General features: G+C 58.2%; 12 protein-coding genes and 1 pseudogene. 10 read left to right on the top strand and 3 right to left on the bottom strand.

Annotation, left to right across the window (positions count from 1 at the left end):
• The 6 genes and pseudogenes from ACJ8J5_RS13420 to ACJ8J5_RS13395 all read left to right on the top strand — a co-directional run.
• Positions 1-233 (top strand): annotated as a pseudogene (locus ACJ8J5_RS13420) (integrase core domain-containing protein); the annotation flags it as partial.
• Positions 234-344: 111 nt separating this feature from the next.
• Positions 345-908 (top strand): DUF2975 domain-containing protein, encoded by a 564-nt coding sequence (locus ACJ8J5_RS13415; RefSeq protein WP_025302458.1) that lies wholly within the window; start codon positions 345-347, stop codon positions 906-908.
• A 7-nt stretch (positions 909-915) separates the two neighbouring features.
• Entirely contained in the window at positions 916-1131 is a 216-nt protein-coding gene (locus tag ACJ8J5_RS13410) for a helix-turn-helix domain-containing protein (RefSeq protein WP_025302459.1), read from the top strand.
• Positions 1132-1768: 637 nt separating this feature from the next.
• On the top strand, positions 1769-2065 hold the full coding sequence (locus ACJ8J5_RS13405; RefSeq protein ID WP_197780625.1) for a hypothetical protein: 297 nt from the start codon (positions 1769-1771) through the stop codon (positions 2063-2065).
• A gap of 61 nt (positions 2066-2126) precedes the next feature.
• Positions 2127-2552 (top strand): hypothetical protein, encoded by a 426-nt coding sequence (locus tag ACJ8J5_RS13400; RefSeq protein WP_197780624.1) that lies wholly within the window; start codon positions 2127-2129, stop codon positions 2550-2552.
• A 33-nt stretch (positions 2553-2585) separates the two neighbouring features.
• Complete coding sequence (locus tag ACJ8J5_RS13395) at positions 2586-2921, top strand: hypothetical protein (protein ID WP_414104698.1); 336 nt, start codon at positions 2586-2588, stop codon at positions 2919-2921.
• Positions 2922-2958: 37 nt separating this feature from the next.
• On the opposite strand, the gene dcuR is transcribed toward ACJ8J5_RS13395, so the two are convergent.
• The 3 genes from dcuR to ACJ8J5_RS13380 all read right to left on the bottom strand — a co-directional run bounded on the left by dcuR (position 2959) and on the right by ACJ8J5_RS13380 (position 6252).
• Complete coding sequence (dcuR, locus tag ACJ8J5_RS13390; RefSeq protein ID WP_004940959.1) at positions 2959-3678, bottom strand: two-component system response regulator DcuR; 720 nt, start codon at positions 3676-3678, stop codon at positions 2959-2961.
• Positions 3671-5284, bottom strand: a complete 1614-nt coding sequence (locus ACJ8J5_RS13385) for a sensor histidine kinase (protein WP_414104697.1) — start codon at positions 5282-5284, stop codon at positions 3671-3673. The genes dcuR and ACJ8J5_RS13385 overlap by 8 nt, the downstream gene beginning before the upstream one ends.
• Positions 5285-5409: 125 nt before the next feature.
• Positions 5410-6252 carry a class I fructose-bisphosphate aldolase gene (locus tag ACJ8J5_RS13380; RefSeq protein ID WP_049209431.1) on the bottom strand — a complete coding sequence of 281 codons (843 nt, stop codon included), beginning with the start codon at positions 6250-6252 and terminating at the stop codon, positions 5410-5412.
• A gap of 484 nt (positions 6253-6736) precedes the next feature.
• On the opposite strand from ACJ8J5_RS13380, the gene ACJ8J5_RS13375 reads away from it, so the two are divergent.
• The 4 genes from ACJ8J5_RS13375 (at position 6737) to ACJ8J5_RS13360 (ending at position 11268) form a co-directional block, all read left to right on the top strand.
• Positions 6737-7666, top strand: a complete 930-nt coding sequence (locus ACJ8J5_RS13375; RefSeq protein ID WP_025302465.1) for a sugar ABC transporter substrate-binding protein — start codon at positions 6737-6739, stop codon at positions 7664-7666.
• 75 nt (positions 7667-7741) lie between these two features.
• Complete coding sequence (locus ACJ8J5_RS13370; protein ID WP_025302466.1) at positions 7742-9226, top strand: sugar ABC transporter ATP-binding protein; 1485 nt, start codon at positions 7742-7744, stop codon at positions 9224-9226.
• A 15-nt stretch (positions 9227-9241) separates the two neighbouring features.
• Positions 9242-10282, top strand: coding sequence for an ABC transporter permease (locus ACJ8J5_RS13365; protein ID WP_049204184.1), 1041 nt, complete (start codon positions 9242-9244; stop codon positions 10280-10282).
• Between the two features lie 65 nt (positions 10283-10347).
• A complete protein-coding gene (locus tag ACJ8J5_RS13360; protein ID WP_043141597.1) occupies positions 10348-11268 on the top strand; it encodes a sugar ABC transporter substrate-binding protein in 921 nt (306 codons plus the stop codon).
• The last annotated feature ends 66 nt before the right edge of the window (positions 11269-11334 follow it).

Here is an 11334-nt window from a genome sequence, read left to right as displayed (position 1 = left end):
ACGGACGGGTATGACTGTTATCAGAACGCGCTGGCGGAACGGATAAACGGGATACTCAAAACGGAATACCTGCTCGGCAGGCCAGAAGATATCGCGCAGGCAAGAAAGATGGTCAGGGAATCGGTGAACCTCTACAACACGCGGCGGCCGCACTTGTCGCTGAAATACAAAACGCCCGATGAGGTTCATCGGGCGTTATCCGGTTGAAAAGTGTCAACCTATATCAGGACTAGTCACCCGCGCATTGGCGCCCGCCGTCTGACTCATCAGTCCACTTGATCATTGACAGCAATAAATTATCGTTTTACGATAATTTATTGCTGTTGATTAAGGGATAGAAAATTATGGGCGCTGCGCCAAGGATCCATCTGCCGCTGTACGTGCGTTGTCTGTGTTTGCTCATTATGGCGATGCTGATCGTCAGCACCGGCGTTGAGATGTTCATCATTGTGCGGGATTGGCTGCAGGGCGTAGCCTATCGCGATATCGTCGCCTCTTACCGGGAATATTACCCGGAGCTGCTTGCCTACGCGATCCCGCAGCAACGCTGGGCGCTGTTCGCCACGCTGCTTATCGACATGCTCGGTTATTTGCCCTATTACAGCGCGCTGCTGTGCGGCGCCGGGCTGTTTTATCAATTTTTCCGCGGCAACGTGTGGCATCGCAACAATATGGTGCTGTTGCAGATCATCGGCATCTTGCTGATCGTCGATGTGTTGTTCCCGTCGTTAGCCGGTCTGCTGCAGGTGATGGTATTGACCGCCGATGAAAAAATGCTGTTTATCCTTTATTATGGCGTCAATAGCGAGTCGGTGCGCTCGCTGATCGTAGGCTGCGCAATCCTGGTATTTAGCCGGGTATTTCTGGAAGCGTTGCGGCTGAATGAAGAACAGCTTTCTTTCGTGTGAGAATAGAGTGGCAATAATCGTAAGTCTTGATGTCATGTTGGCCAAAAGGAAGATGCGTTCAAAGGAGCTGGCGGAGCAGGTGGGGATCACTGAGCAAAACCTGTCTCTGTTGAAAAACGGCAAGGTCAAGGGAGTCAGGCTGGAAACGCTGGACAAGATCTGCCGCATTCTCGACTGCCAGCCTGGCGATCTGTTGGCCTGGCAGCCGGACGGCGAAGAGTAAGATCCCAGCGCACTCGGAAGTGCGCTGAACCTGTTGGCCCATTTCTGCGATTAGCGTTATCTTATTGAGCGATATTTGTTTTATTCAGGTTAATTAAAATAACGGGTGATTAACACCGGCGTATTCTTTTTGTCGCAGGCGATGGCATGCGGCGAACGTTATTAAACTAAATAAACTCATTTTTCATTTACCGTCACTGCCAATGGCGTTATTTTAAGGGGAATAGTATGACATGGCGTAATTATCTTCTGGCATTGTGTCTGGTATTAAACGGATGCAGTGCCATTTACCCCACTGTTTCATCCTCATCCTCCTCCACTCACTGGGGGAATTGGGGAGCACCGCAGCCCGCAACGCGAGAACAAAAACAGCGTATTATCGCCGGCGAATCCGCTGCTTCCGTGCTGAATGAAGGCCGGGTCGGTATCGGCGGTAGGCTGGACTGGTCGAAAATAGAGGGGCGCTAATCACCACTCTTTATTCGGCGTGGCGCCAGACGTTATCTCAGAGATATTGTGGAACGGTTTATTATTAATTCGCTACTCTGTTTTTTCGATGCGTTATTTATCTTTAAACGATGAATCTCTGCTTGTTGAATTTATATCGACATACCCAGACATCATTACAGGAGTTTTCAATGGCAAAGCGTATTGTCGCCATGTTGATAATGTCGTTGTTGAGTCTGCAAGCAAATGCGGCCCGTTACGATCGGCAATGCGAGGGAATTTCTCCCGTGCTGTTTCAGAAGAAATTGAAAGAGCTGGCGCATGGCCTGCGACAAGAGATGGCGGTGCCGAGCCCACCCACGGAGAACGAGGCTGAAACCTTGGCGCGTCTCGAATGCGATGCCGAAAACGCGAAAACGCCGGCGACGGGAGGGCAACATGCGCCCGATCCCGCAGAGCCTCATGTGTCTTCACTCAATGGCTGTTGAACGGTTCTCTGCGTCATTTTTCGTGGCGCGCCCCAGTCGGCTTATTCATGGAGCTTGTGTATTGAAACTACCCTCGTTAATCGCTGCGGCGCTGGCACTGTTGGCCTCATTTTGCAGTCAGGCGTTCATCGATCGTCATTCCTCGCCCGGCGCTTCGACGGAAAGTTCTTCGGCGGCGGGATGCCCGGCGCGGCTGGATGGCTTGTTGCAGCATATTTGGTTGGCTGAACAGATTCAGGCGGAGCGCATGCAGCTGGCGCGGCTGCGTGCGGAGCGGGAAGCGTTGGAAATGCGGTTGCAAACGCAGAAAACGGTGAGACGTTCTGCGCAGGGGCACCAGAGCGCCCGATCGGCCTGTGAACAGGGAGCCGATATTGTTCGCTGCCTGTCGCTGCGTCTGCGCCGGACGTCCCTGATGGGGCCGCATCGGCCGTTTGTCGGCGCATATTGCCGGGCCTGGCTGAATGGTCGGCCGCTGAATTGCTAAAGATGAGAACAGGGACTTGTCAGGAGTTTATCGATGAAAATGATAGTGTTGACCGGCGTGGCCTTGTGTTGCGCCAGCTTCGCGCAGGCGCGGGTGGATTTGGAATACCATGCGGCGGCGCCGAAGGACAGCAAGGTCACCGAGGAGTATCAGAAAAAGCGCGACGCATTGCGCCACAAGGTGTGGAATGTCGATAATCTGACGCTGGCCAACGAGCAGGCGATTGCGCGCGAACAGCAGCGCGAGGCGGCAGAGAGCGCCAAACGGCAGCAGCATCACCTGGAACAGCAGGAGAAAAAGCAGCGTTGCCTGCGCAGACATTCGAAAGATCCTCACCCTGAGGCGAAGTGTTACATGCACAACTTCTAGCCTTCAACGTCCGGGCGCTTGCTGCGCCCGGCGTCGTTTAGGCCGGGCGGCAATGCTCTTTCAGCATGGCGATCGCATCCGGTTTCAACTGATACAGATAGACCGGTCGGCCGGTGGCGCCGTACAGAATACGGGTGCCGAGAATGCCGCTCTCCGCCAGATAGATGAGGTACTTGCGGCAGGACACCCGCGAAATGCCGATGGCGTTGGCCAGGTTGTCGGTGGAAAATTCGCTGTCGTGCTGCTGTTCGATCCATTCGCACACCGTGCTCAGGGTGATGCTGGTCAGCCCTTTCGGCAGCTTCTTGCTCTCCTGGCCGCCGGGCTGGCGGCGTAGCAGGCTGTCGACGTCGGCCTGCGAGAACTCGCGCTGCGCCAAAAGCTGCGACTGTTGCCGGTAGTGGCTCAGTGCCTCCTTGAAGCGGCTGAACTGGAACGGCTTGATCAGGTAATCCACCACGCCGTAGTGCAGCGCTTTTTGCACCGTGTTCACGTCGCTGGCGGAGGAGATGATGATCACATCGGTCTTCTCGCCGAGTTCGCGCAGGCCGGGCAGCAGATCCAGCCCGTTCTCCTGCTGCATGTAGATATCCAACAACACCAGATCGATGCTGACGCTGGCATCGGCCAGCAGGGCGCGCGCCTGGCTCAGAGTGGCGACCGTCGCTTGGCAGTGAAAACCGCCGACCTGGCTCAGGTAGTATTTGTTCAGCTCCGCCACCATCGGGTCGTCGTCGACAATCAGTACGTTAATCATGGGCTCTGCTCTTGGCCTGATAGGGAAGGTGCACGAAAAATTGGGTCAGCTCGCCCGGTTCGGATTCGAAATCGATGCTGCCCCCCAGTTTCTCCAGATGGCTGCGGATCAGCGCCAGGCCGATGCCGCGTCCCGTTCCCTTGGTAGAAAATCCGTGTTCGAAGATGCGCGCGGCGATCGCCGGATCGATGCCGGGGCCGTCGTCGCTGACGATACAGTGTAATTGATCGTCGTGGTGATGGAAGCTCAGGCCGATCTCGTGGCCCTCAACGCCGTCGATGGCGTCGATGGCGTTTTCGATCAGGTTGCCGAGCACGCTGATCAGTACGTGGGTGGTTTCCGCATCGTCGGTTTCCGGCAGCAGGCTGTTTTCCTCAATGGTCAGCTCAACGCCGGCTTCGTGGGCGCGGCTGATCTTGCCGATGAAGAAGCCCGCCACTTCCGGTGAGTGAATTTTGCGCAGCAGTGCGCCGATCTCTTCCTGGTAGTTGCTGGCGGTATTGATGATGTAGTTTTCCAACTGCTGATAGGCCTTCATGTGCAGCATGCCGAGTATCACATGCAGCTTGTTCATAAATTCGTGCGACTGCACCCGCAGGGCGTCGGCGTAGTGAGCCATGCCGCTCAGGCGCTGCAGCAAGCGGCTGACCTCGGTTTTGTCGCGGAAGGTGGCGATGGCGCCGGTCACCTGGCCGTTGACGATCACCGGCACGGTATTGGTCAGCAGTTCGCTGCCGTTGAAGCTGATCTGCCGATCGCGCAGCGGTTCGCCGCTGGCCAGCACCTCCGCCAGATGCAGCTGCGCCGGCCAATGCTTGCTGGCGGCTTCCAGCAGCAGGTTTTCCACCGGCCCGCTCTGGCGCAGCAGGCGCTTGGCTTCGTCATTGACGATGGTGATGCGGGATTCATTATCGACCGCGATCACGCCTTCTTTAATCGACTGCAGCATGGCGTTGCGCTGTTCGAACAGGTTGGAGATTTCGTAAGGCTCGAAACCCAGCATGATGCGTTTGAGCGCAGAGACCAGGAAGAAGGTGCCCAGGCTGCCGACCAGCGCGGCGAAGGCGATGGTCCAATAGATGATCCAACGGCTCTCCGCCACCACCCGCTGCACGGTGTCCAGCGCGATGCCGAGCGTCACCACGCCGATTTGTTTTTTCTGATCGTCATACACCGGCACGAACACCCGCAGCGCCGGGGCCAGCGTGCCGCGGTTGATGGCGCTGTTGACGTTGCCCTGCAGCGCCGGCGCCAGATCTTCGCCGATAAAATGCTTGCCGATCAGCCAGGGTTTGGGGTGCGAATAGCGGATGCCCTGCATATCCACCACCACCACGAACAGCAGCTCGTTTTGATGGCGCACCTGCTCGGCGAAGCGCTGAATGGCGCCGCTTTGGTCGCGCCGCTGCAGGCCGTCAACCACCGTGCTGGAGAGCGCCAGCGTATTGGCGACGGCGATGGCTTTCTGCTGCAGCTGATCTTGCCCCTCGCGGCTCATCTGCACGAAAAACAGCGCGAACACCACCAGCAGCACCGAAGCGATGATGGCGGACACCATCAGCGTGATGGCGGTGCTCAGCTTGAGCGGCACCCGTTGTTTTGGCATGGCGGTTCTCCGAATGGCGATATCACGGCGTATTCTAGCGAGGAATGAGGCAAGCTGCAGTTACCGGCAGCAGGTTATAGCATGCTGCCGGGGTGCGGAGGGGTTATTTTAGTTACAAAAGCGGGTCATTGCTGGTGGTAGAGCTCCAGCGCCTGTTGGCCGCTGGCACCTTGATGGATGATCGCCATCAGGGCGCGCACCACCTGCGACGGATTGCTGTGTTGGTAAACGTTGCGGCCATAGACCATGCCGGAAGCGCCCTGGGCCATCAGCGCGGCGGATTTTTCCAGCACCGGCCCCAGCTCCCCCTTGCCGCCGCCACGCACCAGCGTCGGGCAGCGCGCCGCTTCCACCACGCGGTGAAAATCCTCCACCCGATCGGTCGGATCGGCCTTGATGATGTCGGCACCCAGCTCGCGCGCCAGCCGCACCAGCGGCACGATCTTCTCCACGTCACCCAGCGATCCGTAGGCGGCGCCCTGGCCGGCTGGCGCCATTACCAGCGGTTCGATCATCAGCGGCATGGCGTAGCGATCGCAGGCGTGGCGCAGGCGGCCGATGTTCTCCACGCATTGGCGGAAAATGCCGGGTTCATCCGGGATCATATACAGATTGACCACCACCGCGGCGGCGTCCATTTGCAGCGCGGCGAGGATCGGCGCTTCCGGGTTGTGCAACACCGCCCACATCTCACGGTGGCGCGCGGCGTTATAGGCGTTGCCGACGTCGGTGCGCATCACCAGCGCCGGCTTTTCGCGCTGCGGCGCGCGCTGCAGCAGCTCCGCCTGGCCGTAGTTGACCTGAATGGCGTCGGGGCGCGCGGCGATCAGGTTGCCCATCACCCGTTCGATATCTTCCAGGCCGATTAAAAAATCCGGTTCGTTGGCGATGCCGTGATCGATCGCCACATCCAGGCACTTGCCGTTGTTGAACAGGCGGTTCATCCGCACCTTACTGCTGAGCTGCATGTCAGGTCCTCCTGAGATAGGGATATGTCCATTATTGCCGAGTAAGAATGGTCGGGAAACGCGGAAACCGCAAACTGCGTAGCCGCTCGCAGTTTTTGCCGGCGCACGAAAGGGGAACGCTCGCCGGTGGCTTTCATTTCATTTGTTAGATCCGTGTCATGTTTTTGTTAATAAGCCATTCCAAAATGCATGTTTCGCTTGTTTGGGTTAAAAAGTTTCAATAATCTAAATTATGAAATAAACATTTAAAAATGCGATAAAGACGCCGTTTGCTGTGCCAGGGGTTTATTTCAATTGATTGTTTTTAATCTGTTTTGAGATATCGATCACCATTTTTTTCACGGCCTTAATACGGCGATAACGCGGTAATTTCGCCGTATCAAAGGGATAACACCGACCGTATTGTTGTTTGAATGTAAAAAATATTTTTCATTAGCTGTCAACCAACAGACCTCTTCATTCTAACGATTAAAGGGTAACGAACATGAAGCTGAAGAAACTGATCGCCGCCTCGGTACTGATGTGTATGCTGCCGGCCAGCGTGTTGGCGAAAGACATCAAGATCGGCGTTTCCATGGCTTACTTCGATGACAACTTCCTCACCATTCTGCGCCAGTCGATGCAAAGCAAAATGAAGGCCGACGGCAACGTCAGCGGCCAGTTCGAAGACGCCAAGGGCGACATCGCGCAGCAAATTCAACAAATCGAAAACTTCGTCAGCCAGGGCGTCGACGCCATCATCCTCAACCCAGTGGATACCCAGGGCGTCAAGCCGATGATCAAGCTGGCCGAGAAGGCCAAGATCCCGCTGGTGTTCGTCAACCGCAAGCCGGAAGTGGCGCTGCCGGCCGGCATGGCCTACGTCGGCTCCGATTCCAAGCTGGCCGGCAAGCTCCAGATGGAAGAGCTGGCCAAGCTGATGAACGGCAAGGGCAACGTGATGATCCTGATGGGCGAGCTGTCGAGCGAAGCCACGCGCGACCGCACTCGCGGCGTGGAAGAGGTGGCGGCCAACTACCCCGGCATCAAAATAGTCGACAAACAAACCGCCAAGTTCTTCCGTAAAGAGGCCGTGGACGTCACCACCGACTGGATTTTGTCCGGCCAGCAGATTGACGCCATCGCGTCCAACAACGACGAAATGGCCATCGGCGCTATTTTGGCGCTGAAGCAAGCCAAGAAATCCGGCGTGCTGGTGGCCGGCGTTGACGGCACGCCGGACGCGCTGGAGTTCATCAAGAAGGGCGATCTGGCGCTGAGCGTATTCCAGGACGCCAAAGGCCAGGGTGAGGGCGCGGTGCAGACCGCCGTTCAACTGGTGAAAGGCGAGAAAGTGGAGAGCAACGTGCTGATCCCTTACCAGCTGATCACCCAGGCCAATTACCAGCAATTCGCCGATAAAAACAAGAAATAAGCCTTGAAGCCCGCCGCGGGCGCCGGTGTGGGGCGATCGCGGCGGAAAACGTGGGTCAGTGCGGAGGTAAGCGGTATGTACCCTTATGTTCTTGAGGCCGAAGGCATCAGCAAGCAGTTCCCCGGCGTCAAAGCGCTGGATAAGGTCTCGATTAAAATCAAACCCGGCAGCGTGCACGCGCTGATGGGGGAAAACGGCGCGGGCAAATCGACGCTGATGAAATGCCTGATCGGCATCTACCACCCGGACGAAGGCTCGATCAAAATCAAAGGCCGGCCGGTCACCTTCAGCGACACGCTGCAGGCGCTGCATTCGGGCATTTCCATGATCCACCAGGAGCTGAACCTGGTGCCTGACATGACGGTCGCGGAAAACATCTGGTTGGGGCGCGAGCCGGCGCGGCTGGGGTTCGTCAACCACGAGCAGCTGAACGAACAGACCCGCGAGCTGCTGGCGCGGCTGAACATCAAACTGCAGCCGGATACGCTGGTGGGTGAGCTGAGCATCGCCAATCAGCAGATGGTGGAGATCGCCAAGGCGGTGTCCTACAACGCCGACGTCTTGATCATGGATGAACCGACCTCGGCGCTGACCGAAGGCGAAGTGGTGCACCTGTTCGCCATCATCCGTGAACTGCGCGAGCAGGGCAAAGGCATCATCTATATCAGCCACAAGATGGACGAGATCTTCGCCATCACCGACGAAGTGAGCATTTTCCGCGACGGCACCTTCATCGCCTGCGACAAAACCGAAAACCTGACCAAACAGTCGCTGATCACCATGATGGTGGGGCGCGAACTGACGCAGATGTTCCCCAAATTCAACAACAATATCGGCGAGGAAGTGCTGCGGGTGGCGGGGCTGCGCCGCAGCGGCTGGTTTCATGACGTGTCGTTCAGCGTCAAACGCGGCGAGATCCTCGGCGTCGCCGGGCTGGTGGGCGCCGGGCGCAGCGAAGTGATGGAAAGCCTGTTCGGCATGCACCCGGCGGACGGCGGCGAGATCTTTATCGAAGGCCAGGCGGTGAAGGTGGATTCCCCGGCGAAGGCGATCGAGAGCGGGCTGGCGTTTCTCACCGAAGACCGCAAGAAATCCGGCCTGTTTCTGGTGCTGTCGGTGGTCGAGAACATGAGCATCGTCAACCTGTCGGAATACATCGGCAAGAACGGTTTCGTCAGCCATGTGCAGATGGCCAAAGACTGCATGGATCAGATCAAAAAGCTCAACATCAAAACGCCGACCATGGATCAGATCATCAATAACCTCAGCGGCGGCAACCAGCAGAAGGTGCTGATCGCGCGTTGGCTGTTGGCGCAGCCGAAAATCCTGATCCTCGACGAACCGACGCGCGGCATCGACGTGGGGGCGAAAGCGGAAATCTACCGCCTGATCAGCGAGCTGGCCAACCGCGGCGTCGCCATCATTCTGGTCTCCTCCGAGCTGCCGGAGATCCTCGGCATGAGCGACCGGGTGATGGTGATGCACGGCGGCCGCATCACCGGCATTTTGGACAAAGACGACGCGGACCAGGAGAAGATCCTGGCGCTGGCCTCAGAATAACGAAGGGTGAACATCATGAGTAACGTAAAGATTGAGAAGCCGCTCTCCGCCGATTCAACGGGCAAGGGAGGGCTGTTCTCCGGGCTGAGCGGCAAAATGCCGAAAGACACCGGTATCTTCATCGTGATGATCGGCATCGCGCTGATCTTCGAAATCCTCGGCTGGTACATGCGCGATCAGTCGTTCCTGCTGAACCCGAACCGCCTGCTGCTGATCGTGCTGCAGGTGGCGATCATCGGCATCATCGCGGTGGGCGTCACCCAGGTGATCATCACCACCGGCATCGATCTCTCCTCCGGCTCGCTGATTGCGCTGACCGCGGTGGTGGCGGCCAGCCTGGCGCAGACCTCGGACAGCATCTCGCCGATGTATCCGGGGCTGCTCGATCTGCCGGCGGCGATCCCGATCGGCGCCGGGATTGGGGTGGGCATCGTCTGCGGCTTTATCAACGGCTTCCTGATCACCCGCACCGGCATTCCGCCGTTCATCGCCACGCTGGGGATGATGGTATCGGCGCGCGGCCTGGCGCAGTACTACACCAAGGGGAACCCGGTCAGCTTCCTGTCGGACGGCTTCACGTCAATCGGCCAGGGCGCAATGCCGGTGATCATCTTCCTGGTGATTGCGGTGATCTTCCATATCGCACTCAAACACACCCGCTACGGCAAATACATCTACGCCATCGGCGGCAACATGACCTCGGCGCGGGTCTCCGGCATCAACGTCAATAAGTACCTGGTGACGGTTTACACCATCGCCGGCGGCCTGGCGGGGTTGGCGGGCGTGGTGCTGGCGGCGCGCGTCAGCAGCGGCCAGTCGAGCATGGGGATGTCGTACGAGCTGGACGCCATCGCCGCGGCGGTGATCGGCGGCAGCAGCTTGATGGGCGGCGTCGGGCGCATTACCGGCACGCTGATCGGCGCGGTGATCCTCGGCCTTATCAAAAGCGGCTTCACCTTTATCGGCGTCGACTCTTACATTCAGGACATTATCAAAGGCGTGATTATCGTCGCCGCCGTGTCTATCGACATGCGGCGCAACCGCAAAAAACACTGATTGCCGTGAATTGCCGCCGGCGCCAAGGTGGGCCGGCGGCGTTTTTTTACCCGGGGGAACACATGATGAATTACCTGAAAGGGCTGTGGCTGGCGGTGGCGCTGTGTGCGTCCACTTCGGCATGGGCGCAAACCATCGGCGTATCGATGGCCTATTTTGACCAGAACTTCCTCACCATTATCCGCCAGGCGATCGACAAGGAGGCCAAGGCGCGCGGCATTACCGTACAGTTCGAAGACGCGCGCGGCGACGTCGGCCGCCAGACCGATCAGGTGCAGAGCTTTATCAGCGCCGGGGTGGACGCGATTATCGTCGATCCGGTCAACTCGGCCAGCACCCCGGTGATGACCAAAATGGTCCAGGCCGCCGGCGTGCCGCTGGTGTACGTGAACCGCACGCCGGGCGACGCCAAACTGCCGCAGGGCGTGGTGTTCGTCGGCTCCGACGAGCGGGAGTCCGGCACGCTGCAGATGGAAGAGCTGGCGCGGTTGGCTAACTATCAGGGCAACGTGGCGGTGATGATCGGCAACCTGACCGACGCCGGCGCGCTGCAGCGCACCAAAGACGTGGAGCAGGTGGTGGCCAAGTACCCGAAAATGAAGGTGGTGCAGAAGCAAAGCGCCAACTATTCACGCAGTGAAGGCATGGATCTGATGATGAACTGGCTTACCAACGGCGAAGCGATCGACATCGTCGCCGCTAACAACGACGAGATGGCGATTGGTGCGATCATGGCGCTGCAGCAGGCGGGCAAGGCGGATAAGAAAGTGCTGATCGGCGGCATCGACGCCACGCCGGACGGCCTCAAGGCGCTGGCCTCCGGCAAGATGCAGGTCACGGTGTTCCAGGACGCGGTCGGCCAGGGCAAGGCCTCGGTCGATGTGGCGCAGCGCATGATCAACGGTGAAAAACTCGAGCCGTATTACTGGATCCCGTTCGAGCTGGTGACGCCGGCCAATCAGGGGAAATATGCGGCCAGGCCGTAAGTTAACCGCCAGGTTCGCGTTGCCGGGGCGCTGCTTGCAGCGCCTTTCTTATTGGCGCCAGTTACA

Source organism: Serratia sp. CY43202, from assembly GCF_052168755.1.
Classification (GTDB): Bacteria; Pseudomonadota; Gammaproteobacteria; order Enterobacterales; family Enterobacteriaceae; genus Serratia; species Serratia bockelmannii.
Note: the sequence above shows the minus strand (reverse complement) of the source record. Positions and strands in the feature narration are given on the sequence as shown.